19 protein-coding genes are annotated in these 25,899 nt (G+C 37.5%); 11 read left to right on the forward strand and 8 right to left on the reverse strand.

What is annotated here, in order from left to right; genetic code table 11:
* Positions 1-2: 2 nt before the first annotated feature.
* On the reverse strand, positions 3-1,148 hold the full coding sequence (gene hemW / locus HQN83_RS08805; protein ID WP_173089963.1) for a radical SAM family heme chaperone HemW: 1,146 nt from the start codon (positions 1,146-1,148) through the stop codon (positions 3-5).
* Positions 1,149-1,382: 234 nt separating this feature from the next.
* Between hemW and HQN83_RS08810 the strand changes: the two genes are divergently transcribed.
* Both HQN83_RS08810 and HQN83_RS08815 read left to right on the forward strand, forming a co-directional pair.
* Positions 1,383-1,700 (forward strand): DUF6922 domain-containing protein, encoded by a 318-nt coding sequence (locus tag HQN83_RS08810; RefSeq protein WP_173089964.1) that lies wholly within the window; start codon positions 1,383-1,385, stop codon positions 1,698-1,700.
* Positions 1,655-2,344: a nucleotidyl transferase AbiEii/AbiGii toxin family protein gene (locus HQN83_RS08815; protein ID WP_173089965.1), complete on the forward strand. Its 690-nt coding sequence runs from the start codon at positions 1,655-1,657 to the stop codon at positions 2,342-2,344. Before HQN83_RS08810 ends, HQN83_RS08815 begins: the two co-directional genes overlap by 46 nt.
* A gap of 211 nt (positions 2,345-2,555) precedes the next feature.
* Here HQN83_RS08815 and HQN83_RS08820 read toward each other — a convergent pair whose 3' ends face one another.
* Positions 2,556-5,051 (reverse strand): alpha-L-rhamnosidase-related protein, encoded by a 2,496-nt coding sequence (locus HQN83_RS08820; protein WP_173089966.1) that lies wholly within the window; start codon positions 5,049-5,051, stop codon positions 2,556-2,558.
* A gap of 213 nt (positions 5,052-5,264) precedes the next feature.
* Between HQN83_RS08820 and HQN83_RS08825 the strand changes: the two genes are divergently transcribed.
* Positions 5,265-6,944, forward strand: a complete 1,680-nt coding sequence (locus HQN83_RS08825; protein WP_173089967.1) for a hypothetical protein — start codon at positions 5,265-5,267, stop codon at positions 6,942-6,944.
* A gap of 14 nt (positions 6,945-6,958) precedes the next feature.
* Complete coding sequence (locus HQN83_RS08830; RefSeq protein ID WP_173089968.1) at positions 6,959-8,500, forward strand: glycoside hydrolase family 172 protein; 1,542 nt, start codon at positions 6,959-6,961, stop codon at positions 8,498-8,500.
* 19 nt (positions 8,501-8,519) lie between these two features.
* Here HQN83_RS08830 and HQN83_RS08835 read toward each other — a convergent pair whose 3' ends face one another.
* Genes HQN83_RS08835 through HQN83_RS08845 form a run of 3 tightly spaced genes read right to left on the reverse strand, consistent with a single transcriptional unit; the run spans position 8,520 to position 10,978 of the window.
* Positions 8,520-9,440: a molybdate ABC transporter substrate-binding protein gene (locus HQN83_RS08835; RefSeq protein WP_173089969.1), complete on the reverse strand. Its 921-nt coding sequence runs from the start codon at positions 9,438-9,440 to the stop codon at positions 8,520-8,522.
* Positions 9,441-9,472: 32 nt separating this feature from the next.
* A complete protein-coding gene (locus HQN83_RS08840) occupies positions 9,473-9,925 on the reverse strand; it encodes a DsrE family protein (RefSeq protein ID WP_173089970.1) in 453 nt (150 codons plus the stop codon).
* Entirely contained in the window at positions 9,926-10,978 is a 1,053-nt protein-coding gene (locus HQN83_RS08845) for a c-type cytochrome (RefSeq protein WP_173089971.1), read from the reverse strand.
* A 132-nt stretch (positions 10,979-11,110) separates the two neighbouring features.
* Here HQN83_RS08845 and HQN83_RS08850 point away from each other — a divergent pair, with 132 nt between their 5' ends.
* From HQN83_RS08850 to porN, 7 genes are all read left to right on the forward strand, one after another.
* Positions 11,111-12,007: a LysR family transcriptional regulator gene (locus tag HQN83_RS08850; RefSeq protein ID WP_173089972.1), complete on the forward strand. Its 897-nt coding sequence runs from the start codon at positions 11,111-11,113 to the stop codon at positions 12,005-12,007.
* Positions 12,008-12,304: 297 nt separating this feature from the next.
* Positions 12,305-13,285 (forward strand): DUF4271 domain-containing protein, encoded by a 981-nt coding sequence (locus HQN83_RS08855; protein WP_173089973.1) that lies wholly within the window; start codon positions 12,305-12,307, stop codon positions 13,283-13,285.
* A 16-nt stretch (positions 13,286-13,301) separates the two neighbouring features.
* Positions 13,302-14,072, forward strand: coding sequence for a uroporphyrinogen-III synthase (locus HQN83_RS08860; RefSeq protein WP_173089974.1), 771 nt, complete (start codon positions 13,302-13,304; stop codon positions 14,070-14,072).
* A gap of 168 nt (positions 14,073-14,240) precedes the next feature.
* Positions 14,241-15,608 (forward strand): T9SS ring complex lipoprotein PorK/GldK, encoded by a 1,368-nt coding sequence (gene porK / locus HQN83_RS08865; protein WP_173089975.1) that lies wholly within the window; start codon positions 14,241-14,243, stop codon positions 15,606-15,608.
* Between the two features lie 44 nt (positions 15,609-15,652).
* The gene (gene porL, locus HQN83_RS08870) at positions 15,653-16,465 is read left to right on the forward strand and encodes a type IX secretion system motor protein PorL/GldL (RefSeq protein ID WP_173089976.1); all 813 of its coding nucleotides are present in this window, start codon (positions 15,653-15,655) and stop codon (positions 16,463-16,465) included.
* A gap of 46 nt (positions 16,466-16,511) precedes the next feature.
* Entirely contained in the window at positions 16,512-18,050 is a 1,539-nt protein-coding gene (gene porM / locus HQN83_RS08875; RefSeq protein ID WP_173089977.1) for a type IX secretion system motor protein PorM/GldM, read from the forward strand.
* Between the two features lie 6 nt (positions 18,051-18,056).
* Positions 18,057-18,938: a type IX secretion system ring subunit PorN/GldN gene (porN, locus tag HQN83_RS08880; protein WP_173089978.1), complete on the forward strand. Its 882-nt coding sequence runs from the start codon at positions 18,057-18,059 to the stop codon at positions 18,936-18,938.
* Between the two features lie 34 nt (positions 18,939-18,972).
* Here porN and uvrC read toward each other — a convergent pair whose 3' ends face one another.
* Genes uvrC through porW form a run of 3 tightly spaced genes read right to left on the reverse strand, consistent with a single transcriptional unit; the run spans position 18,973 to position 25,856 of the window.
* Entirely contained in the window at positions 18,973-20,784 is a 1,812-nt protein-coding gene (gene uvrC, locus HQN83_RS08885) for an excinuclease ABC subunit UvrC (RefSeq protein ID WP_173089979.1), read from the reverse strand.
* Between the two features lie 24 nt (positions 20,785-20,808).
* The gene (locus HQN83_RS08890) at positions 20,809-23,031 is read right to left on the reverse strand and encodes a penicillin-binding protein 1A (protein ID WP_173089980.1); all 2,223 of its coding nucleotides are present in this window, start codon (positions 23,029-23,031) and stop codon (positions 20,809-20,811) included.
* A 2-nt stretch (positions 23,032-23,033) separates the two neighbouring features.
* Positions 23,034-25,856 (reverse strand): type IX secretion system periplasmic lipoprotein PorW/SprE, encoded by a 2,823-nt coding sequence (porW, locus tag HQN83_RS08895; RefSeq protein ID WP_455430298.1) that lies wholly within the window; start codon positions 25,854-25,856, stop codon positions 23,034-23,036.
* Positions 25,857-25,899 lie beyond the last annotated feature (43 nt).

Here is a 25,899-nt window from a genome sequence, read left to right on the forward strand (position 1 = left end):
ACTTAATATTTAAGGTGATCATCTTCTGTTACAAATAACTCAGATGCGATATGATCTGCGAATAACTTTCCATCTGAAGTTAAAATAAGATGGTTATCCTGATTTAGCAGCCAGTTTTTTTCTATGAATGGCCTTATGTTTTTAATCGTGTCTGTTAAAAAGACTTTACCAAAATCTGCTTCAATTTTATTTAAACTAGTGCCCCACATTGTTCTGAGTGAAGTCATTATGTACTCGTTAAACCTATCGTAAAGGCTAAGTTCTTCGATGGTTTCAGCAAGCTTACCTGCTTGTAATTCGCTTAAGTAAGCAGCATTGTTTGCAATATTAAGGTATCGCGTTGTACCACTAAAACCATGAGCAGAAGGCCCTATTCCTAAATATGGAATGCCGCGCCAGTAATTGGTGTTATGCACGGCATAGTTGTCGGGTTTGCTAAAGTTAGAAATCTCATAATGCTCAAAGCCACCTTCTTTTAATTTATCAATAAGCGTGATAAACTGTGACGCACTTTGTTCGTCGTTAACAGGAGTTTGTTTGCCTTTTTTTATAGCACTTGCAAGTGCTGTGCGAGGCTCAACTGTTAATGAATATGCCGAAATATGTGGCGTTTGGAACTCAATGGCTTTATTGATATTGCTGAGCCACTTGTTGTCAGTTAGTAACGGGTAACCATAAATAAGGTCGATACTTAAGTTTTCAAATCCTGCATCCTGACTGCGTTTAATACAAGTTTCGGCTTCTCCTGCATTGTGCGCCCTGTTCATCCAGATTAGGTCTTCATCAAAAAAAGATTGTATTCCAATACTGAATCTGTTAACGGGTAGTTGCCTTAATTCACTGATCTTTTTAGCATCAAGATCGTCAGGGTTTGCCTCTATGGTAATTTCCGCATCTGATGATACCGAAAAGTGCTTGGTTATGGTATTAAATATTTTCTCAAACCCTTTAGATGGGAGTACCGATGGGGTTCCTCCTCCAAAATAAATAGTGCCAACCTGGTCTGTTATTCTGGATTTCTTACGAATAATCTCCTCGCAAATAGCATCAGTCATCTCATCTACATACTTTAATGAGGTGCTGAAATGAAAGTCACAATAGGTGCAGGCTTTCTTGCAAAATGGAATGTGGATATAAATGCTGGACATCTGGCAAAAATAAGGTATAAAAATGACTTGTGTGCAGAAGATAATGTCTTTCGTCAGGAATATGGAGGTCATAAGGAGCTGATCCGATTAAACCCGAAGAGATGCTGTTTTGAGATTATAGAGAGATTTTTTTAGTAAAATCAGTCTACGACGATCCCTCTCATTCTTTATATTTTTATTGCCTTTAACATGGATATTCCGTATTTTTGTTAAATAGTGTAGGAAAGAAAGATTATGTATTTTGGTGACTATAAAAATTTTCCTGATGTAACCCTTAATCCAAAATTGCTCTGGGAGTTTAACCTCAGTGATTTTGATTATAACGAAATGCGTGATTTAGTTGTTCAAAGGGTAATTGAGCGAGGATGGCCAAAAGACTGGTATTTTATATTAAACAAATATGGGGTTGCAGGGGTAAAATTGGCCATTAAAAATTTGGCTTATCTAAATGATAAAGATATGAGCTTTGTAAGCCATCAGTTTAATATACCCTTAACTTCAATGAAATGCTACGAAAAGAAACAGTCAGTGAATCTACACTGGAACTCTTAAACACTTTAATGAATGATGAATTGCTGAGGGCTTTTTTCCTAGTCGGCGGAACGGCCTTGTCTTTGCAAATTGGCCATCGGATAAGCATTGATCTGGATTTGTTTACTATAGCTTCATTTGATGACAACCAGATGCTGTCTGATCTGGAAGATAAATATAAATTTCAGTTGGATTATCAATCTAAAAACACCCTTAAGGGAGAAATTGATGGGGTTAAAGTTGACCTTATTACACACAATTATCCATTGGTTAAACCATTATTAAACTTTGATAGTGTGCGCATGGCTTCTCCTGATGATATTGCTGCAATGAAACTTAATGCCATTTCTGGTAATGGAACGAGATTAAAGGACTTTATTGATATTGCATATCTTTCTTCTTTCATGACACTATCACAAATGGTTGATGCTTATGAGGCGAAATATTCATCAAGAAATCCCTCTATGGTGATTAAAGCACTAGATTATCATAAGGACATTAATTTTAATGAGCCTATTGAAATGCTTGAAGGTAAATATAAGTGGAAGGATATCGAGCAGAGATTAGGACAAATGACTTTGCATCCTACAAAGGTTTTCACTCAAATCTATGAATTAAAGCAGCGGGACCAAAAGCAATCCCGAAATCGTGGGCTGAGCAGATAATTATGCTCCTCGTGCATTTGCGACCTACGAAACCGAGATTTCACTTTGGTATTTACAGATAAAATTTACATCCTCAGATGTAGTGTTTTGTGTTACTCGTTTGTTATTTTTGTGGTTTAATTCATTGATATTCAGGGTCTAGTTTTATTCTGGACATAAAGGCAAAGGTAACTGAAAATATAGGTTTTCGACACCTAATCTTTAACTGGACCTAAGACTTTTCAATAGCAAATTTAGTGGCTGATTTGCAAAGATGCTCAACTAAAAAACTACCGTCACCTTTTGATTTTATCTTCTTAATCACACCATTTATGGTTAATTGGTAATTTTGATTGGCTTCCAATCCTTTAATTGTAAATTGATATTTATCAAGTGAGGTAACCATCCATGCAAAAGCATTGGTTTCCCATGAATTGATTTCCATTTTAATACTTCGATTGGTAGCAGCACTAATCTGAAGAACCATAGTTTCTTCGTTGTTGGGATAATAGGTAAGGACATTGCCTGTTTTATTTGCCCCAAAGCCTTCTTTGCTTTTGATTGAAAAACCAGGGGTGCGCATTAAGTAGTCGTTAACACTTAGCTCAAGGTTATAAACCGTGTTGCGGTTTGTATAGGAGAACTTTGTTCCATTCAGGGTATTACTCATGTTCGGTTCTAAACCCATTCTGTTCCATTTGGGGCGAATTCCATAGATATCTCTATACAGAGCGGTTATACTTGTGCTTATGCCGGCCAATATATCATCTCCTAATCCGAGTTGGGTAGTTCTGCTATATCGCTGAGAAGAAAGCCCGTCCTTTTTATATTGGTTGAGGAGATTATTGATGTATTTGAGTGCAATGGCCTTATCGTAATTTGCATAAGCCCTTACGCCAAGGTAGCCCCAGGTTGGAAATATATCGCCATTCTCGTATCGTGGAAAAGGCCAGTTGCCTTCACTAACTTCTTCTCTTTTGAAAGAATCAAAACATAAAGGCCAGTGAAAAAGATTTTCAGCGGCAGTTCTCTGCTCTATCTGATCAAGGATCATTGCTGTTCTTTCTGGATCATCACATATACCAAATGCAATAGCTGCGAAATTTACCGGGGTAACCAGGTTGTCACCATGTACGGAGCCATCTTTGTCGCGCCAGTATACATATTGCTTTTTGGATGACGACCAAAAGCCACCTTCTTCAATAGGCTTGTTAAATGCAGTTTTTAAACGTGAAGCCACTGCTGAATAATAATCTGCTTTCTGCTGATTGCCCAATACCTTTTCACATTTTGACCATAGGGTTAATGCTTCATATAATTGAGCGTTTACAAAAGAGTTTTCAAAACTTGCCCATACAATATCTAACCAGTCGCTGGCTTTTTGATCCGCAATACCATTGTTCATCATTTCAAAAATGCCGTTATTGTTTGAGTCGCGTCTGATTAGCCAATCCAAAGCTTTTTCACAACTCAATTGATGTGAGCGCAACCAATCAATGTTTCCATTCAAATCAAATTGTTCACTTGCATTAATTACATAGCCAGTTTGAGAATCTATAGTATAGCCCCACATTGCCTCATAATATCCGGTTTTGGAATTGTAGGTTCCTGGTATCTCGTCACCCGCGGCATTGTGCCAGCGTGATAAAACACGACCATCGCTAAGCATGGCTAGATCACGTTCCTGATCCAGTGTTGATGACATGTTTTTGGTATAGTTAGGGTCGTTAACCGCCATCCCAATCTGAGCAAAGAAAGGCTCGTGTAGGCACTTCCAATTGGTTAGCCAGCCATTTGCACCTATTATATTATTATCCACTACACCATATCTTCCGGTTGTATTCAGGAGCTCGCGTACGGCGATAGCGTCAATGCCGGGTAATGTGCCTTTAGAGTATTCACGATTATAGTCAACATATTGCAATTCGAAACTTACTTTTACTTTTCCCTTTTTAACTTCAAAAGGAGCAAATACATCAGCCCTTTGTGAGACAAATCTGCTTAAATCATAGCGTTGTTTTAATTGTGTATCGGTTACTAGTTGTGTACAGGTGAATTCATTTTTATCGCTGTGCGAATATTTTGCAGCAATCTCTTCCCCCTTTTCTGTTTTTGCTGCGATTCTTAGTGCATCCCCGGAGTCGGTATTCCAGAATGTAACTCCGCCTGTATGTACACCGTAAGTATCATTTACCTGCTTAAGGTATTTGCACCAAACCATACCTCCATTATCCATAATTCCACCTTTCCAAACTGATAGGTTGGCAAAGTTCCACTTAGGGAAAGCCATTTCTTCCAACTGGATAGTATTCGTGTACTCACGGGTGATATTCCAAGTTATTTTATTGCCTTTCAGTTTAAAATCCCAAACTTCCTTAACTGAGATAGCCTCATTACCATAGCTAATACCACTTAATACTACCCCGTTTGTGTTCTTTGCTACCGTTACACCGCTATTCTGATCTGAAGAGGAGAAGCTAGCCTTGTTGGTTCTGATTCCGGTGTAAACGCCTGAAGAGGACAGTACATTTTTGCCATTTAAACTCAATTGTTTAATTACACAGCCACTCGAATAATCAATTGTAATCGATGTTTTTTTGTCAGGAGTAGTGATAGTAATGGCTTTAGCCTTAAGGTTGTGCTTAATGTCATTATTGCTCCCTTCAAAAGAAGAACAAGTGTTATAAAAGAAAAATAGAAAAGCGGAAAGTAAGAGGGTGAATTTCATAATGAGTGTATTATCGGAATATGTACCAAAGCTAAATTGAAATTAAAATAGGGCTTTTATAGTAAAGTACATTTTCTTTGTACTTTTTGATATATAGGGTGGGGTATACATAACAGTACAGGATGGTTAAAGATTTCATAACATTAAATTTGTGGTTGTAGTTTAACCAAATATTTTCTTACTCAAAAGCACCTTTTGATAGTTTCATAATCAATGAAAACCAATTACACACTGATAAAAACCAACTTTCTCTATTTATTTTGTTTCATTGCAGGAGTGGTTACCCCACTATCTGGCCATACAAAAGAAAAACCTAAACCTAAGGTCATCAATATTGTAAACTTTATCCGTTTGCTAGAACCCAGAGATCCGAAAATTACGGAAGAAGTGTTGTATCAAACCGTAGTTAAGCAAGTTGAGATGATGAAAAAATACAACTTAGGTGGTACTTTTTTATTGCAGTATGATGCGTTGATGGATAGCCGTTATCAAAAACTGTTAAAAAGCTTACCTAAGGATGCTTTTGAAATTGGGGCTTGGTGGGAAATTCCACAGCCAATGGTAGAGAAGGCAGGGCTCAAATGGCGTGGTCGCTATCCTTGGGACTGGCATGCTGATATCGGCTTTTCTACAGGATATACTCCTGAAGAACGCGAAAAACTGGCAGATGTATACATGGCAGATTTTAAAAACATTTTTGGCTATTATCCTAAATCGGTAGGCTCATGGTTTATCGATTCTCATACCTTAAATTATTTGTACGAAAAATACCACATCGTAGCATCCAGCAATTGTAAAGATCAGGTGGGTACAGATGGCTATACCTTGTGGGGCGGCTATTGGAACCAGGCTTATTACCCAAGTAAAATAAACTCTTATATGCCGGCACAAAATGAAAAGAATCAATTGCCGGTTCCTATTTTCAGGATGCTGGGTAGCGATCCGATTCGTCAGTATGATAATGGTTTGGGAAGCGACAGACAAGGTGTGATAACCCTAGAGCCTGTATATCCTGCTGCAGGAGGTGATGCTACATGGGTAAACTGGTTCTTTAAAGAATTTGTTGAAGGGGAATCGATGGAATTTGCCTACACACAGGCAGGTCAGGAGAATTCCTTTACATGGGATGCTATGTCGAAAGGATTTCAAATTCAATTGCCATTAATTGCTAAGCTTAGAGATGAGAAAAAAGTAAAAGTGGAAACACTGGCAGAATCTGGACAATGGTTTAAAGACAATTACAAGGTTACTCCGGCAACTTCTGTTACGGTAAATAATGATCTCCCAGGAAGCAACCGTAAAACAGTTTGGTTCAACAGCAGGTTTTATCGTGTTAATTTATTGTGGGAAAATGGGACTTTAAACTTCCGCGATATTCATATTTTTAATGAGGACTTCCCGTCGGTTTATACAAAGAACAAAGCAACATCTAATGAATGCTCCTTTTTTACGCTTCCATTTGTAGATGGCTATATTTGGAGTAAGCCAGGAACAATAGCAGGTATGCGTTTTAAAGCATTGATAGATGGCAAAGAAGTATTGCTTGAAGGTGGTGCGCCAATTATAGAAAGCCCGACCGCTGGAAAACTGCATGTAGTATGGCCGCTAAAAGACAAGACTGCCACTTTGGTGATGGATATTGATGAAAAACAAATGATTCTAAGTGTAAAAGGAGGCAAGCCTATGGATTGGTTTTTAGATATGACTGCTGCGGAAAATGCTGTACTTCCTTTTAAAGCAATTAATGCTAATAAAATTGATTGCCAGTTTGAGGGAATGGATTATTCTATTAAGGCCATTAAAGGTGCTTTTAGCAAGCCTAATGATAAAACAGTTTTCAGGATAAAGCCGAATAAGAACATTGTTCAGGTTGATTTTTCTGGTAAAAAGTAGAGGAGTTTGATCATATGCAAAAGTTTACAAAAGGTATTTTAATCCTACTGCTGGTATCTGTCGGATTGATAGGGCATGCTCAAACTGTAACCACAGCCTCCTTACTTAAAGAAATGACAGATTTTAATACTGTTACTTATTGGCCCGAGCCTTATTATAGTGCCGGTATGGCTAGCAGTTACGACCGTCTTTCTATCTCACCGGATAAACCTGGATGGTTTGCCAATGGCGATAAATCACAATTTATAAGAGTTGAGCAAAAGGATGGGCGTAAAGAATATGTAATGTTAGATGAAAAGGGGCCGGGCGCGTTAGTGCGTTTCTGGATAACCACTTTTAAAAGGGCAGGCAAACTGAGGATTTATTTTGATAATAGTTCAACACCGGAAATTCTTATCCCCTCTTACGATCTGATGAAGATAGACCTAAAACCAGGGCCTGCCTTACTGATTCCACATTCGAGCTATGAACCTTTAGAAAAGGGAGGAAGTACACTTTATCTACCCATGCCTTATGCAAAACATTGTAAGGTTACCTGGGAAGATGCCGAACCTGAAGTTAAAGAACCAAGGTACTATCAAATTAATTTCCGAAAATATGCACCTAATACAACAGTTAGGACTTTCAGCCTAAAAGAGACTCGTAATTTAACCGGTTTAATGGAAAAGGTTAATGCTCAGCTTTTAAATCCTGTAAACATTACTAAAGGAAAGCAATCTTTAATAAACCAGACTATTTTGCCAAAGCAGGTGGCTTCTGTAAACTTGCCTAAAGGATCTAATGCGGTTAAGTTTTTGAGTATAGAGGTTTCTGGTAAAGATAACAGTAGTTTGGAGAAGCTATTGAGGTCAACGATACTTAAGATTAAGTTTGATGGCGAGGAAAGTGTGAAATGCCCCATAGGCGATTTTTCTGGATCTGGAGTCGGCGGCAAACCTCTTCAAAGTTGGTATAGAACTGTTACTGCGGAGGGAAAAATTATATCCAGATGGACAATGCCTTACCAAAAATCTGCTACAATATCATTGGAAAATCAAGGTGATGAATCGGTGTCGATAACCTTAAAAGCAATTAGTCAACCTTATTCATGGAATAGTAGTAGCATGTATTTTAATGCTTTCTGGAAGTTTTCGGAAAAAGTGCCTATAAAGAAATGGGATGGAACAGGAGCAATTGAGTGGCAGCTTAATAAGATTAAGGGGAAAGGTATTTTATTAGGGGATAGCTTTGCAGTTTTCAATTACATGCATACATGGTATGGAGAGGGTGATCAGAAGTTATATGTAGATGGTGAAACTTTCCCTTCTGAATTTGGCACCGGTGCAGAAGATTACTATAACACTTCATGGGCACCGGTAGTACTTTATCAATCTCCTTTTGCCAACGCACCCAGAGCAGATAAGGAAGACTCTTATGGACATAACACTTTTACCAGAACAAGAAATCTTGATGGAGTAACCTTTAAAACAGATTTTAAATATGATCTGGAAATGTTGGGTTGGGCAGATGGTGAGGCTGACTGTGCCGCAACTACTTATTGGTATGCGTTTAGATGAGATTTGAACTCCCTTTTATTTAAGGGAGTTCAAAACCGTATTTGCTGTAAATGGCATTAGCTTCTTTACTTACTAGAAAATCCATAAAGTCTTTTGCTGCTTTAGGATGTGGTGCTTTTTTAAGTTGTCCGGCATAATATTGAGCTTTGATGTTTTCATTTTCAGGAATTTCGATTGACTCAATTGGGTGGCCAATCATTTTCTGATAATGCACTTCTGAGTACCAAACGGGTCCTGCATCGCTTTGCTCATACAAAATACGCATAGGCGTTTGTCTGTGATGAATTTGAGTTAGGTATGTGGTAGAGTCTTTTACTTTAGTCTGCATAATGGTGTTTCTAAGCGCCTCACCACCCACTTTTCTGTAAGCTTCTTCAATACGTTTTCCAATTCCTTCCCATTCAGGATTTGGCATGCTTACGCGAACATCGCTGCGGCCAAGGTCCGCTAGTTTTTTTACCTGTTTTGGGTTTCCTTTACGGGTCATAATAGCGAGTTTGTTCTTAGCATAAAGCTCAGTTCTGCTAAACCATTCAGGGGTTTCATCAATTCTGGTTTTACCAGCTGTGTATACATCCGGTTTTAAGGTTATGCGCATATTGCCAATAACAATACTGCCTTCTTTAATCTGCTTTGCTAAAATGCCTGGAGGCAGGGTTTCTGCAAGCACACGGGTATACTGAGGGTATTTAAGTTTAAAAGCCTTCATTAAATCGTCGATAACCATAAACTGGTTGCCAGCAAAAAATACAACCAATTGAGGGTCGTTTATATCGCCATAAATGTCAGGGATATTATCGATCCCGGGGATGGTAAACTGAACCTTTGCTTCTGGAGGTGTATTCCATGGCGGATCGAAACGATGATCCTGTGCTTTTACAATTGAATTATTGAAAAATAGTACCGTTAGTATAAGTATGATTAGTTTTGTTTTATTCATTATTAAGTGCTTAAGGCTTTATTAAAAGATGGTTATGGGTGCACAATTGCCCATCCGTCATAATGACGAAGGATAATTTCACCGTTGCCGCTAGGAACATAGTTTATGAAATCATATAAAGAGCTTTTCTCAATTTTGCGTTCTCTAATGGTATTTTCGCATTGAACAAGGTCTACTCCTCGGGATTTTAAATCAAGTAAGGTTTCTTTAAAAGGGCTGTTTTTATCATAAACTGCTACGCCAGCACTAAAGGCAATCAACTCAATATGAAGCTTTCCTTTTAGGCGTGGATCTTCCAATGCGTTTTTAATATTTCTTAAAGTTCCGGTTATCTTTTGCTCATCTCCACTGTTTAGCGCGTATAAGGCATTGTATTGTTTGTTTTTACTTTTTGCTGCTTGAAACTCTTTAGCGTTTTGAGCCATTGCAGGTTTTATGGCGATAAATAATAAGATCGCAAAGATGTACTTAGTTAAATTTTTCATTTATGTTTTGGTTTTATATGTGTTTTTAATGGGTTGAAATGGTCCGTATTTATGTTGTTTTTCAGAAAACTGATCGCCGTATGGACCGTATGGTGCATCAATTGGTTTCTTTTTTAAGTCAGGATAATCAGCATGTTGGTCTTTATGGGGGCGTGGCTGCGAGTTAACAAAAGCTGCGATGTCCCATGACTCTTCATCTGTTAATATTGGATTTTTATAAGTAGCTCCAAATGGCATATTATTCTTAATAAATCCGGCAAAATTAGAGAGGCGATATATTCCTGCGCCATCATTATAACTTAGTTTGCCCCATAGCGGCGGATAAACAAAGGTTTTTCCTCCGGCAATAGCAATACCCTCACCTTTTCCTCCATGGCAACTTTGGCACTTAGAAGAATAAAGCAAGGCACCCTTTTTAGGGTCGGCTGGTCGATCCATTAATGCTATTTTCTCTGTTCCTCTTCCGTACATATTTTCTGGGTATTTTACACCCTGATTAAGCCATTCCATGTAAGCTAGCATTGCTCTTATTTCTTTGGATGTAGAATCAGGCATTTTACCATTCAGACTGCGCTCAAAGCAACCTTTAATCCGGGCAGCAGGACTGGTTACTTTTCCAGCTCGTGCAGTAACTTTAGGGTAGCTACTCATCACTGCGGCATAATTATTTCCAAATATTCTTGTGCCGGCATCTAAATGGCAGTTTTGGCAATTCAATCCGTTAGTAAATATACCTAATCTACCTTTAGGTCCAAAGTAAGCAGAGGTATTAGCAATTAAATCTTTGCCATAGCGGATCATTTCGCCCTTGGTATTTTTGGGAATAGTGCTTTCATCAGGAGCTTGCCATACCTCTTTGGGGGCCATTGCAATATCCTTTGTGGTTTGAGCTACATTTTGCTGTACGGGTTTCTTTTCTCCGTTACAGCCGCTAATTAAAGATGCAGCTCCAATAACGGCGAAATAGATTTCAAGGAGAACAGCAGCCGTAACTACTTTCTTTGGAATCATTGCGCATTGCCGTTCTAGAAATTTTAATTGGTTTCTTAACATGATCTTTCGTTTGTGTGTAAATCAAAGATGGCATTAATGGATTTAACTCTAAAGATGTTTATCGTTATAGGGTATAACGAAATGTTATCACTAGTCATTACATAATTCTATGGATATTTATATCTTGCGCATATGATATTTGATTTCCGGTTAAAGGTATTCCAGACAGTTGCGTTAAAACTTAGTTTTACTAAGGCTGCTGCCGAGCTATTTATTACGCAACCTGCGGTAACCAGGCATATTCGTGAACTTGAAAAGCAGTTAAATACGGCATTATTTGTTCGCAATGGGAATCATATTGCCCTTACTACTGCCGGGAATATTTTATTAAAATATGCTACAAAAATATTTGAAACATATTTATTGTTTGAAAGTGAGCTAGCCCAGTTAAATGATGGGCTTAAAGGAAATCTTCGTATAGGGGCAAGTACCACATTGGCTCAAACTATTATGCCCAAAATTCTGGCTTTATTTAAGACAGCATATCCCGAAATTCAATTCACCTTTACAAGAGGTAATACAGAATCTATAACCCAACAGGTAATAGGGGAAAAGATTGATGTGGCAATAGTTGAAGGGCAAATGCACTATCCGCAGATAAATTATGAGAAATTTAGTGATGATGAATTGGTTTTGGTGACAAAATCTGGGAATCCTTTGGCTAGAAAAGGAGAGATTGTTCCCCAACAGTTATTGGATTTACCGTTGGTGCTAAGAGAGCATGGTTCTGGTACACTTGATGTGATTTCGAAAGCATTAAGTGAGGTTGGTATAAACCTTAAAGATCTACGAATTGAATTGCAACTCGAAAGTAATGTCAGCATTAAACAATACCTTTTACACTCAGAATCTGCAGCATTTTTGTCGATGCAAACTATTGTTGGTGAATTGAAAAGGAATGAACTTAGTATTGTCGATATAAAGGGAGTTGAGATGTTTCGTGCGTTTCAGTTTATTCAGCTGCATGGCAGAACATCAAAAATTATAGAGTCCTTTAAGCTTTTTTGCCGAAGCCACAGTAATATTTGATCAACTTAGCAACGATGCTACAGTGAGTAACATCAACATTCCTAGACCCAGTAGTACCAGGATAGGGAGTAATAGTGATTGATGAGTTTTCATACAAGAAAATTTAATAAGGATGTATTCAAATTTCAAGTTATGATGGTTAGATTAATAGTAAAAAAACGACTTTTTTTAAATGACAACGGTTAGTTGATGAATGCTAAATAGTAAAGTTTTTTAGAGGAGTGTGAACCAAACCTGCAGCGAGCATAGAAGAAGGTCTTGGTATGATCTTCAAAAGTTTTATCTAAATTTGGAGCAATGAATTTGAGTCGTATTATTCTTGTTGTCTCGTTTTTTTTTATTTTGAGCTTTAACCGAGCTTATGCGCAGGTAGAACAGGAGGTTGTAGATACTGTTGCAGCAGCAAATACCTATACACGTAAATTTGTAAAGGATCCGGCTTTTCTGGCGCGCCAAAAATTTGTGACGGACTCCATAATGACTCATAGCTGGCTTTTTCCAGATTCCATGATCAATAAACATATGATTATGGACAGCATCATTAAAGCAAATGTGGAAGGTCGGTCTAATTTACTTTCAAGATATAAGGAGCTTACGACAATGAAAGTGAGCAAGTATCGGTTAGGGAAACCGGTGCCAAAAGGTGCGCTTTGGGTGCCTGCTGTAGTTGCTCTACTCTTAGTTTTATTTGCAGTGCTGAAAATATCCTTTAATAAACAGTTGCAAACAATTGTGCAATCCTTTTTTAGTAACAGGGTATTGAACAACCTAAATAAGGAGGATAATCTGTTTACATCGTGGCCATTTTTGCTTTTATTCGTTCAGTTTGGATTTACAATCGGAATGTTTTTTTATCTCGTTTCGGGCTTTTATCACATTTCTTTTCCAGGGACTGGCTTTCAATTTTACCTCAGTATTTCTATCCTTATTGTGGTTTTGTATATTATGAAAATTGTTCTTTTAAGGATATTAGGGCATCTTTTTAACATTCAGAAACCGGTTAATGAATATGTTACAATATTATATTTGAGTTATTTTAACCTCTCATTAATCTTTATTCCGCTGGTTGTGGCTTTCGCATTATCCCCCTTAAAGTATGGCCCTTACTACATTGCGATCTCTTTTATACTGTTAGGCGTGATCTTTGCTTTTCAATTTATAAGGGCAGGAGTTAATATTTTATCTCATCATCGATTTTCAAAAGTCTATTTGTTTTTGTACTTTTGTGCCCTCGAAATTTGCCCTATATTAATTTTAATCAAGGCAATAGGATTATAACCGTGTAATTTGTAAAATGCAAGAAAAGACAGAAGATAGGTTGCGTAAGGTAAAGAGTATCTTAATCACATTACCTAAACCAGAAACGGAGAAATCTCCTTATTTTGACTTGGCAAAAAAGTATAACTTGAAAATTGATTTCAGATCATTTATTCATGTTGAAGGAGTGCCTGCCAGGGATTTTAGAAAGGACAAGATTACATTAAGTGATTTCACTTCAGTGGTATTTACCAGTAGAAACGCTGTTGATCATTTTTTCAGAATTTGTGAAGAAATGAGATATGAAGTGCCTGCCGATCTGAAGTATTTTTGTATTTCAGAATCTACTGCTTTGTATCTGCAGAAGTACATTCAGTATAGAAAACGTAAAATCTTTTTTGGAAAGCAAACTGCAGCAGATTTGGCTGAAGTGTTGAAAAAACATGCCGGAGAAAAATTCCTTTACCCTTGCTCAGATATGGCTACAGAGGATACAATGAATTTCTTGCAAAAGAATGGTTATGATTTTACACCAGCCGTGCTATTTAGAACAGTAGTTTCGGATCTTTCTGATCTGGCTGAGGTATTTTATGACGTCATTGGTTTCTTTAGTCCATCAAGTATTCAGTCGTTGTTTACCAATTTCCCTGAATTTAAACAGAACAACACGCGTATCGCTGCTTTTGGAGTAAATACGCATAAAGCTGTTAAAGATGCAGGTTTGATTGTAGATATAGCTGCACCTTCACCGGAGGCCCCTTCGATGATTATGGCTATAGAGAATTATATAAAAAAGTCTAACAAATAGCAAATAAGGCTTAACTTTTTGTTAAGCCTTATTTCGTTAAAGTGTTTTTTGTTGTATTATTTCGAATTAAATTCTGTTCATTTTAGTCTTTAAGCATATTTTTGCCCTCAATAATTGTATATATCAATCATTATTGATAAAATTGTTAGGAAATTGCTTGACGCTAATATGAGAAACAGATACTTATTAGGTTTTTTTATTGTTACAATATTACTTTCTAGTTGTGGAAAGGGAGGCCAGGGAGAACTGGTTGGGGTATACAATAAGAAATTCAGAAATAATAGGATTCCTTTGGGGATGGTATATATACCTCCTGGCAGAACTCTTATAGGTATATCTGATGAAGATATTAATAACTCACAGAGTTCTCCAAGTAAAATGACTTCCTTTAGCGCATTTTTCATGGATCAGACCGAGATTACAAATGCAGAATACAGGCAGTTTGTAAACTGGGTTAGAGATTCAATAGCTGTAACTTCTTTAGGCCCATCTGGTGCTCCTGCTTATTTTCAGGCACAGCCACAAGGTCCGGCAGGCTCAACTCCTCTTGGTGGAACAAGAAATATCGACTGGAGAAAGGTTGGGAACGGATCGCAATTGTGGAGTAATAAAAGTGGCGGATATGGCAGTAAATTAACCGATATGTACTATAGCGGTGCTGATGCTATTCCTGGAAGAAATGAAATTGATATCAGAAAATTAAGATATGCTTATAGTTATGTAAGTACTGATCTGGCTGCTGAAGGTAGGAATGATCCATCTAAAAAAAGACAGGATTTCATAGTTACTTACACTGATTTGCCTGATCCTTCCAATCCTAATCACCATTCATCTATTCCGGTTTATCCTGATACGATGGTTTGGAAGGTAGATTATTCTTATTCTCAGAATGACCCTATGGTTAAAACTTATTTTAATCATCCATCATATGATGATTATCCTGTAGTTGGTGTAAACTGGGAACAAGCTTCTGCATTTTGTGTATGGCGTACAAGGTTCTATGAATCTGTTGCTGTAGCTAGAAAACAACCCCTTAATGCCAGACCTGAGTATCAATTGCCAAGTGATGCACAGTTTGAATATGCTGCCAGAGGTGGTAATGTGAAAACAAAATATCCATGGGGCGGACCTTATGTGCGCAATACCAAAGGATGTATGCAGGCGAACTTTAAAGTTGGTAGAGGAAATTACTCTGATGATGGGGGTTTATATACCGTAAATGTTAAATCTTATTTCCCGAATGACTATGGGTTGTATAATATGGCAGGTAATGTTGCCGAGTGGACAATAACAGCATACAATCCATCATCTGCTCCGATGCTACACGATTTTAACCCTAATTTTACTTATGTAGCCAAAACCTCTGACAGCAAATACAAAAAACGTAAAGTTGTAAGAGGAGGCTCATGGAAAGATATAGGTTTCTTCCTTCAAAACTCTGTTGGTACTTATGAGTATCAGGATGAAGCAAGATCCTATATTGGTTTCAGATGTATTTCTGCATATCCTGGAACTGATATTTCTTACAAAAACTAACAAACCACTAAAACTTTAAAACCAAAAATCCTTATTTAATAAACATGGCAGCAAATAGAAAATTTGATAAGATGCACTTAGCTATATCGCTTGGTGCAAGTGTTGTAATTCTTGGTGCACTTTTCAAAATCCTTCACCTTGGTGGTGTTTGGGGTAACTATATGATTGGTGCCGGACTAGGAGTAGAGGCAATTCTTTTTGCACTTACCGGATTTATCCAGCCTGAGCCAGAACCAGCATGGGAAAGAGTATATCCTGAATTAAGAGATGATTTTGATGGTGAATTACCAAAGGCTTCGGCAAGACCCGTTGCTGCACCTGCGGCAAGTTTTTCTTCAACCGCTGCTTTAGATAAAATGTTAGTAGATGCTAAGATTGGTCCGGAATTGATTGAAAGTTTGGGAACAGGTCTACGTACATTCGGTGATAAAGTTGCTGCTATATCTAACGTTGCTGATGTTTCAACAGCAACAGCTGAGTTTACAGGTAAAATTAAAGGTGCATCTGCAAGTTTTGATAACTTAAACAACGCTTTTGAAAAAGCCACTTCTCAATTGGTTGAAATGGGTGAAAGCAATGTTGCTTCTAAATCTTACCATGAGCAGGTTAATACTTTAGCTAAAAATTTATCGGCTTTAAATGCTGTATATGAATTAGAGTTGCAGGATTCAAGCGCTCACTTGAAATCTATGAATAAGTTTTACCAGAACTTATCACTTACTATGAATAACTTTAATGAGTCGATGGAAGACTCTAAACAGTTTAAAGACGAAGTGGGTAAACTGGCTAAAAACCTGGCATCATTGAATGCTATTTATGGCAATATGTTATCTGCTATGAATCAGCCTCGCGGATAATTAGTAATTACTTATTTATTAATTAACCAAACAGACCTTATTTAGAATGGCCGGAGGAAAACAAACAACGAGACAGAAGATGATCAATATCATGTATTTGGTATTGTTAGCTATGCTCGCTTTAAACGTATCAGATACTATACTAAATGCTTTTAAAAATATCAACGACAGTTTAGTTAGCTCAAAAAATAATGTAAACACAAGTATAGAGCAATTATTTACATCTTTTCAAAATACAAAGCTGAAGGATGAACCTGCAAGGGCTCAACCAATTTGGGAAAAAGCAAATAAAGCCAAAGCATATGCAGATGAGTTGAATAACTATGTGCAAAAGCTGAAAGATCAGTTTAATGCTGAAGGCAAAGGTATTGATGAAGAAACAGGTGATCTTGTTGAAAGAGCAAACCTTGATATTGCACAAGGCATTATGATTAACCAGAAGGAAGGTCAGAAGCTAAAAACTAAAATAAATGAGACCCGCGAAAAATTAATTACTTTGCTGGATGAAAAAGATCGTGCAGGGGTAACTTTTACGCTTGAAGCTAAGGATGCTGAGAAAAGTATCAATGGCAATAAAAAATGGGAAGACATTAATTTTAGCGAAGGTACTCCGCTTACTGCAGCTAATACCATTTTAACTAAGATCCAATCTGATGTTAAAAATGCGGAAGCTGAAATTGTAAAGAAATTATTCGGTAATATGGATAAGGCACTTGTAAATTTAGACCAGTTCGAGGCTGTTGCTGTTGCACCAAGTTCATATGTGGTACAAGGCCAGCCATACACTGCTCAGGTTTTCTTAACTGCCAGCGATTCAAGATCTAATCCTGAGATTTCTGTGGGTGGAAGTGCATTGTCTGTTAAAGAAGGAAAAGGAACTTATTCAGGAAGTACTGGTAGTGTTGGTGTTTTCAGATGGAAAGGTATAATCAGAGTTAGACAAACTGATGGTCAGATTAAAGAATATCCAACTGCTGAACAAAGTTATCAGGTAGCGAAACCTTCGGCAACGGTATCTCCTGATAAAATGAATGTTATTTATGCAGGTATACCTAACCCTTTCTCAGTTTCGGCTGCAGGTTTTCCTTTAGAGAGCGTTCACGCTTCTATTTCGGGCGGATCTATTTCAGGAAGCAACGGTAAGTATACAGTTAATGTTGACGGTGGACAGGTTGGCAAAACATTGAATATAAGTGTTTCTGCAACTAATGCAGGTAAAACATTAAATTTAGGGTCCCAGCAATTCAGAGTTAAAGGTTTGCCTACACCTAGAGCATATGTTAAAGGAAAAGCTGGAGGAAATGTTCCTTTGGAATGGTTGGAAGGAGCTGGTGGAATTGAAACTCAACTTGAAGATTTCGTATTTGACGTTAAATTCAAAGTGATCAGATTTTCTGCTACTTTTATTAACCCTAAAGCCGATGCTGTTACCATTCAATGTAATGGTGGTGGATTTAGCGGACAGATTAAAGGGGCTTTAAACTCTATTAAACCTAATGCAACAGTTATCTTTAAGGATATTGTTTGCGAAGGGCCAGATGGGAGACAGAAAGTTTTAGATGGAATTACATTTGTAGCAAAATAGAATATTATGAAAAATGTCTTAGGTATTGTTGCATTATTGTTGTTAAGTGTTGGTGCTTATGCTCAGGTTCCTGCGGTTCCGGCTAAGGCGGATTCAGCTAAGAAAACTAAGATCAAAACCCCTCCGAAGGATGGGTTTGCTGTGCGAAAGGATATCGATAGTAACGTAATGGTTCCCTATGCTGATGTAAGGGAAGAGGATGTTTATTATGCTAAAAGAATTTGGCGTGAAATTGATTTAAGAGATACGATCAACTCAGTGCTTAAATCTGAAGATGCTAAATTAATTGATGTATTGTTAGAAGCAATTGGAAACGAGGAACTAACAGTGTATTCTAATAAAGATACAACAGCTGGTAAGATTCTTGATGATAATGATTCATTCCGCATTGCTTTAACAGCTCAGGAAGCTTTACAAAGTGCAAGAGGGGTGAGTGAAGGAGTGGCTGATTCTGCGACCGGTAAAATTGCTGAGCCTTCTTTGAGGAGATTAAGATCAGATGAGTTTTTAAAATATAGAATAAAGGAAGATTGGATTTTAGATTCCAAACGTTCTGTGTTTGAGCCTAGAATAGTTGGTATTGCTCCAATGAAAGAGATTGAAGGGCACTGGCAGCCAGTATTTTGGGTTTACTACGATGATGCCCGTGAGTTGTTAAGTAAAAAGCGCCTAACCAATCCTGGGAATGATGCTTCTACTTTAACTTTCGATGATTTCTTCGTTAGAAGGTTATTCTCTAGTTATGTAGTTAAGGAAACAAACCCTGGAAATAAAAACATTGTGGACATGTTAGGACTTACAGATCCTAAAGATCCCAGGAAGCTATATGAGTCTGAACGTATAAAGAAATCAATTTCTGACTTCGAGCAAAGTCTTTGGGAATACTAAGACAAGATTTAGATATTATAAACGCTTCAATGTTTTACATTGGGGCGTTTTGTTTAGTAAAATAACTCAAAAGCTTTTGAGTTTGCGCCTTGTTTAAAACCTCGGCCAGTTCGGCCTCTGAGGCTTCTTTTATTTTCTTTACAGATTTGAAATGCCTCAATAATTTATCGGCAGTAGTTTTACCTATACCTTCTATTTGCTCTAATTCCGTTTTTAAAGTTCCCTGATCCCGCTTCTTTCTATGGAAAGTAATACCAAACCTGTGGGCTTCATCTCTTAATTGCTGAATCACTTTTAGTGTTTCAGATTTCTTATCAAGGTATAACGGAAAAGAGTCTCCAGGATAATATAACTCTTCCAGGCGCTTGGCAATTCCTATTACCGTAACCTTTTTGTCTATACCCAGCTTTTTTAAGCTTGTTAATGCAGATGATAGCTGGCCTTTACCGCCGTCAATGATGATAAGTTGAGGTAATGCATTCTCTTCTTCCAACATGCGCTTATATCGCCTGTAAACGGCCTCTTCCATTGTAGCGAAATCGTTAGGACCTTCAACTGTTTTTACATTAAAATGCCTGTAATCCTTTTTTGAAGGCTTGGCATCCTTAAAAACTACAATTGCCGACACAGGATACTTGCCCTGGAAGTTGGAGTTATCAAAGCATTCTATATGTTTTGGTAACTGAGTTAGCCTTAAATCCTTCTGCATTTGACTAAGGATGCGGTCTGTTCTCAAGTCCGGATTAAGCTTTTCGTATTGATTTAACTTTTCCTTCTTGAAAAATAGTACGTTCTTTTGAGAGAGTTCCAGTAATTTTTTCTTTTCCCCTAGCTTGGGTACTGTGAATTTAAGGTTAGTGTCAAGAAGTGCAATGTCGAAGGGAACGATAATCTCTTTAGATGTACTGTGGAATTTTGTTCTGAACTCTGTTATTGCAATAGTTAATAATTCTTCATCAGTTTCATCTAATCGTTTCTTGATTTCAATGGTCTGCGTTTGAATAATACTACCATTCATTACTTTCAGATAATTCACGAAAGCGTACCGTTCATCAGAAGCAATACTCACGACATCTATATTGGTAATGGCGCTATTTACTACAGTCGATTTACTTTGATATTTTTCAAGTACTTGAAGTTTTAACTGGTACTGATGTGCATATTCAAAATTTAGCTGATCTACAGCATTTTTAATTACCTGTTTTACATCACGTATTACATTCCCGATTTTTCCATTGAGGATGTCTTTAATCTCTTCTATGCTGTTGTCGTAGTCCTCATGTGTTTGGTAAGCTTGACAAGGCCCCTTGCAGTTACCAATCTGATATTCCAGGCAAACTTTAAATTTGCCATCGCTTATGTTTTTATCTGTAAGTGGGAGGTTACAGGTACGTAGCGGATATGTTTCTTTAATTAGATCCAGAATGGTGTGCATCATGCCAACGGAAGCATAAGGGCCAAAATAAGTGGAGCCATCTTTAACCATCTTTCGGGTCCAGTACACACGTGGGAAAGCTTCCTTCTTTATAATAATCCAAGGGTATGTTTTATCATCCTTAAGCATGATATTATACCTTGGCTGATGCTTCTTTATCAAACTGTTTTCAAGCAGCCACGCATCAATTTCTGTATCAACAATGGTAAAGGAAATCTTTCTGATCTTGGAAACAAGTACCCTTGTTTTTCCATTCATTTGATTATCCTTATTGAAATAGGAGCCAACCCTGTTCCTTAAATCTTTTGCTTTACCGATATAAATTAGGATGCCTTCGCTATCCCAAAACTGGTATACACCAGGTTTATGAGGAATATCACTAACAGCCTTTTTATGGTCAAAAGCACTCATTGAATTTAAGACAGATTAAGGTGGTTAAAAACCTAATTTCTCATCAAGTTCAGTTTTTTGCTCCTGTTGTTGGTACTGGTTACAGTCAAAAGTGATGGAAACGCCACTCTTAGGAGGTTCGAAATCTGCTTTAGAGATATTTATTTTAGGATTTGCATATACGCGTTTCATGAAACCGGCAAAGATAGGTAAGGCTGTGGTAGCTCCATCACCTTGTGCGGTACTGGTAAAGTGAAATGCACGGTCTTCGCAACCTGTCCATACACCTGCAACCAGTTGCGGACTGATACCCATAAACCATCCATCTGAGTTGTTTTGTGTCGTTCCCGTTTTACCGCCAATTGGTGTTTTGATGCCAAATTTACCGGCTAACCTCCAGCCAGTTCCATTCGTTATTACACCTCTTAGCATACGAGTCATTACATATGCAACTTCTTCATTCATCGCCGGAACCGGGATAGCTTTTTCGCTGTGCAGTACTACACCGTTCTTATCTTCTATTCTTAGAATATACATTGGCTTGGTCCAAACACCTTTATTCGCGAAAACACTGTATGCTCCAACCATATCATAAACAGAAGCATCAAATGAGCCTAATGCTATTGATGGATAAGCGGGAACCTCTGATGTAATACCCATTTTTTTAGCAAGAGTGGCTACAGCAGTTGGTCCTACCTGCTTCATTAAATAGGCGGCAATATAGTTTTGTGAAAGTGCGAGTCCTTTTTGTAGAGTTAAATAACCGGGAACAGTACCTCCAGAGCGAGGAGTCCATGGTGGACTGCCAGGAATCTCAATAGTAACAGGTTCATTAAGTACAGAAAAGCAAGGCGAGTAACCATTTTCTATTGCCACAGCATAGGTAAAAGGTTTCGCTGTTGAACCAACCTGTCTTGTTCCCATTTTAACCTGATCATATTTAAAATGCTCATAATTAATGCCGCCAACCCAGGCTTTAACATATCCTGTTTGCGGGTCCATGGCCATCATTGCATTTCTTAATAGCATTTTGTAGTACTTTACTGAGTCAATTGGCTTCATTAAAGTATCTATATTACCTTTCCAGGTAAAGATGGTTAAGCGAGTTGGTGTATTAAAGTCTTCTTTAATCTCCGCTTCTGATTTGCCTTCAAGCTGTAATGCTTTATATCTGTCAGATCTTTTAACACCTTGCTCTATCTGGGCTTCTTTTCCTTTAAATGGATTTCTGCCTTTCCAGCTGTTTGTAAATGATTGCTGAAGGGTTTTCATGTATTCCTTTTGCGCATCCTCAGCTGCAACCTGCATATCGTAGTTTAAGGTTGTGATGATTTTTAAACCATCTCTGTCAAGGTCATACGGGGTGCCATCTGGTTTTGTTATCGATCGTTCTTCAAATATTTTTCTAATGTCGTTTTTTAATACTGCCCTGAAATATGGCGCAATTCCGTCGTTTACAGTTGCTGCGCTAAACCTTAAACCTAAAGGTTTTTGCTGTTCGGTATCAAATTGTTGCTGAGTAAGGAGGTCCTCTTTAACCATGAGCCCCATAATTGTATTTCTTCTGGCTAAAGCACGATCAGGGTTACGGGTAGGAGAGTATCTCGTAATACCTTTTAGGATACCGACAAGAGTTGCTGCTTGTGAAACACTCAATTTATCGGGAGTTGTGTTGAAATAAACTCTTGCAGCTGACTTAATTCCGTAAGCCTGATTCCCGAAATCTACCGTATTAAGGTACATAACAATAATCTCTTCCTTGGTGTAGTTGCGCTCTAATTTTACTGCAATAACCCATTCCTGAAATTTCTGTAGGATACGTTTGGCAAAGTTTTTTTGTCTTCCTTCTTCAGAAAATAGATTCAAAGCAAGTTGTTGAGTAATGGTACTACCTCCTTGTTTTTTACCTACAATCGCATAAAGGAATATAGTAAATGTACGTTTGAAATCGATGCCCGAATGTTCCCTGAATCTGATGTCTTCGGTTGCAATTAAGGCATTAATTACATTTGGTGAAATTTCCGGGTAGGTTACATTTGATCGGTTTTGTACAAAGTAGGTGCCTAGAACCCTGCCATCATCAGTTACAATTTCTGATGCCTGATTGCTTTTAGGGTGTTCAATATCTCTGAATGATGGGAGCTCTCCAAATAATCCAAATCCAATGCAAACAATAAACAGGGCAAACAAAGCGATTCCCCCGATTAATAATTTCCATAATGTAAAGTTATACTTTCTAATGTCCTCCTGGGAAAGTGCTTTCCTCATTTTTAATAGTTGTTTTTATAAAATTCTATATACTTATCCAACAAAGTTTTACTGGTAAGCTTATCGAAATTCTCTTTGCTAATGATGAAACCGGTGTAAATATTAACGGGAACTTTCATAATTTGTTTTAGCTGTGGAGTGATTCCGGCCGCATAGGTTTTTGCGTCGTCAAAATTACTAAAGTTCCCCACATAAATGAGTTGATCATTGTCAAATTCTTTTAACTGGTGTTTTAGATTACTCCCAGCATAGTTTCCGCGGTTAAACTGGCCAATGCCAAAACGAGATGAACTAAGAGTTAACGAGCCATCAGCCACATCTATTACGTAGTAATAAACTGTTGATACAGCCGTACTGAAAGGACCATCAACCTTTACTGCCGGAGCTTTTGGAGCATCTGGAGTTGTTGGTTGTGACGTTACAGGTTTAGCTATTTCCTGAATTTTTGCCGTCTGATCTGGTTTTTCAAGCGCAACCGGCTCCTTGGCTTTTGAAACTGTAGGGGTTGGTATGCGTGGACCAAAATAAGGTGGCTCATTTGGATCAAAATCTATAAGAGCCGTATCTCTTTTCTGAAAATCGGCAAGATGTTCATTTATATAGGTAAGATTCCCTTTAACTAATGGAGTAATCAGTTTGTCGTCCGGAAATTGTTCAGTAATACTACCGAAGGCTGTTAATAAAGCATCTACTTTGCTTGTTCTTCCAATAGCAATTGCTTTTAAATAAGCAAACTGTGGCGCAAGAAAACTACCTGAACTACTTTTTGAAGTTTCGTTTACCCGACTGATAACCGTATTGAAATCTTTTTTTAAGTATTGATCAAAGATTTCATTGTATTGTGTATTGATTGCCGTTTCAAGCTCAGACTGTCTTAGAGAGAATGACGGATCAATAATGATCTTTGCGTAAATAGATGAAGGGAAATCTTTAAGTACTTTGTTTTTAAAGTCGATTGATTTAGGTTCGTCAATACCTTTGTTTATTAAAAACAAGCTATAATAAGTTGCATCAAGATGGTTGTTTGCCGGGAATCGGTTTAGCAACAACTGATACGCTTCTGCTGCTTCTTTAGGGCTATTTAGCTCCTGTAAGTAGAAACTCGCAATTTCGTAATATGCATCAATTATCTTTTGGTTAGATTTTGCCAGCAGTTCAGGCGTAACAGGTAGAGAGTCTGTGTATTGTTTTACAAGAGTTTGGGCGTCTTTCACAACAGGTGCTGCTTCATCAGGACTAATTGGCGTGTTTATGTTGTTGGCAATTTCTTGTGAAGTTTCCTGTGCAGATGTTCTGATACTTTGGCGCCAGTTGTTCTCTAATTTTCTATTTCCCCACTTTCTTTTGAAGTCTGAAAATCCAATGGTGATTGCCGTTGGATTGCTGAAATAAAATGAACTTTGTAACTGAGCATTGTTGTTACGTCCATAAGTAGGTTGGTAACCCCCAGTTGAAGAGGAATTTGTATTTGAAGCCTGAACAGCGGCTGCTACAGGATTAGCTAACAGCTTTATTTTTTCTGCACGACTAGCTTCGGGTAATTTTGCAATGCTTTGTAGCGTGTCTTCAATACTTATAATCTGATACCGATTGGTTAAATACTGAAGGTTTAAGTTTTTCTTAAGAATAAGATCATATCCCGGATAGGTTTTAGGAAGCGTATTCACAGTACTGTCGTAATAAGATTTTGCTTTAAGGTAATCCTTGAAAACCTTGAAGTTTAAATCGGCAATTCTTAAATAAGAAAGACCCTTTTGATATTGGTTTGTTGTGCTTTTCTGAATAGATAATTCATAATATTTTAGTGCTTCTTTGAATTCCTCATCAGCAGCATGACTTTCCGCGATTTGAAAATATACCTGATCATTATAATCCAGGTTTTTATCGTCTTTTAACAAACCAAGCAATTGATTCTGTTTGTTGGCCTTCCGCGGACCACCTTCAAGTGTTTTTAACTTAATTTGATTTAGGTTAGCATTAAAATACATTTCAAAAGGTGCATTGCTTTTTACTACCTTTCTGTAGTTTATTAACGCGTCAGGATAGTTTTTTTGTTTTTCATAAAGTTGAGCAAGAATATAAGTCCACCTTATTCTATTGTCAGTTCCTGCACCAGCTTTAATTGCATCTTTTAAATAAGAAATAGCTGCTGCATTATTATCCAGATAGATGCACATTTGTGCCAGGGTAGCAAAGGGCTCAGCTAGATTTCTTTTCTTTTTAATATCTGGAAGGATAGATTCAAGAGTATCTAGTACTTTGTTGGCCTCACTGATTCTTTTAAGTTGCATAAGACTACGCGCTTTCCAGTTCAGTGCCTCCAGATAACTGTTTATGTTTTTTTTATAGGTTCTGGCAGTATAATCAAAATACTCTGCGGCGTTAAAATAATTACCGTTAAAAAAGTTAGCTTTTCCTAGTAATATATAAGCATCATCGGTATAGTTGCTATAACTTTTTTCGAGGATGATGGTTTGTGCTTTTTTAATAATATCATCCATTGGCTTTAGATTCAGTGAGGTATTTACCTCATTGTTGTCTGTTACCGGACCTAAAAATACGGGTAATATCTGGTCATAATTGTCCACATAGGTTTCTGCAAGTTCTTGTTGGTGAGTTATTAAAAGAACCTTAGAGTTATATATGTAATTGTAGCGAGCGGTTAAGTTTTGCATGCCTCTGCTTGAAGCAGTATCTTTGTGAGTGCTGCAGGAGTAAACTATGCAGACGCATAAGCTAAATAATATTACCTTTAAATTGTAGATCGCGTAATTTTTCAAAAAATACAGATTTAGTTGATGCTTATAAAAACAAAATATATACAAAATATATACAAAAGTATTTTATTCAACTATAACTTCTTAACAA

Origin of the sequence: Pedobacter foliorum, from assembly GCF_013266735.1 — a bacterium.
GTDB lineage: Bacteria > Bacteroidota > Bacteroidia > Sphingobacteriales > Sphingobacteriaceae > Pedobacter > Pedobacter foliorum.

What these genes read in the sequence shown, in the direction of transcription:
- HQN83_RS08845 (WP_173089971.1), bottom strand. Translation starts at nt 10,978, where the DNA reads ATGTTAAGAAACCAATTAAAATTTCTAGAACGGCAATGCGCAATGATT.
- HQN83_RS08850 (WP_173089972.1), top strand. Translation starts at nt 11,111, where the DNA reads ATGATATTTGATTTCCGGTTAAAGGTATTCCAGACAGTTGCGTTAAAA.
- HQN83_RS08820 (WP_173089966.1), bottom strand. Translation starts at nt 5,051, where the DNA reads ATGAAATTCACCCTCTTACTTTCCGCTTTTCTATTTTTCTTTTATAAC.
- HQN83_RS08810 (WP_173089964.1), top strand. Translation starts at nt 1,383, where the DNA reads ATGTATTTTGGTGACTATAAAAATTTTCCTGATGTAACCCTTAATCCA.
- HQN83_RS08835 (WP_173089969.1), bottom strand. Translation starts at nt 9,440, where the DNA reads ATGAATAAAACAAAACTAATCATACTTATACTAACGGTACTATTTTTC.
- HQN83_RS08840 (WP_173089970.1), bottom strand. Translation starts at nt 9,925, where the DNA reads ATGAAAAATTTAACTAAGTACATCTTTGCGATCTTATTATTTATCGCC.
- porL (WP_173089976.1), top strand. Translation starts at nt 15,653, where the DNA reads ATGGCAGCAAATAGAAAATTTGATAAGATGCACTTAGCTATATCGCTT.
- porK (WP_173089975.1), top strand. Translation starts at nt 14,241, where the DNA reads ATGAGAAACAGATACTTATTAGGTTTTTTTATTGTTACAATATTACTT.
- HQN83_RS08855 (WP_173089973.1), top strand. Translation starts at nt 12,305, where the DNA reads ATGAATTTGAGTCGTATTATTCTTGTTGTCTCGTTTTTTTTTATTTTG.
- HQN83_RS08860 (WP_173089974.1), top strand. Translation starts at nt 13,302, where the DNA reads ATGCAAGAAAAGACAGAAGATAGGTTGCGTAAGGTAAAGAGTATCTTA.
- hemW (WP_173089963.1), bottom strand. Translation starts at nt 1,148, where the DNA reads ATGTCCAGCATTTATATCCACATTCCATTTTGCAAGAAAGCCTGCACC.
- HQN83_RS08825 (WP_173089967.1), top strand. Translation starts at nt 5,265, where the DNA reads ATGAAAACCAATTACACACTGATAAAAACCAACTTTCTCTATTTATTT.
- porN (WP_173089978.1), top strand. Translation starts at nt 18,057, where the DNA reads ATGAAAAATGTCTTAGGTATTGTTGCATTATTGTTGTTAAGTGTTGGT.
- uvrC (WP_173089979.1), bottom strand. Translation starts at nt 20,784, where the DNA reads ATGAGTGCTTTTGACCATAAAAAGGCTGTTAGTGATATTCCTCATAAA.
- HQN83_RS08815 (WP_173089965.1), top strand. Translation starts at nt 1,655, where the DNA reads ATGCTACGAAAAGAAACAGTCAGTGAATCTACACTGGAACTCTTAAAC.
- HQN83_RS08830 (WP_173089968.1), top strand. Translation starts at nt 6,959, where the DNA reads ATGCAAAAGTTTACAAAAGGTATTTTAATCCTACTGCTGGTATCTGTC.
- HQN83_RS08890 (WP_173089980.1), bottom strand. Translation starts at nt 23,031, where the DNA reads ATGAGGAAAGCACTTTCCCAGGAGGACATTAGAAAGTATAACTTTACA.
- porM (WP_173089977.1), top strand. Translation starts at nt 16,512, where the DNA reads ATGGCCGGAGGAAAACAAACAACGAGACAGAAGATGATCAATATCATG.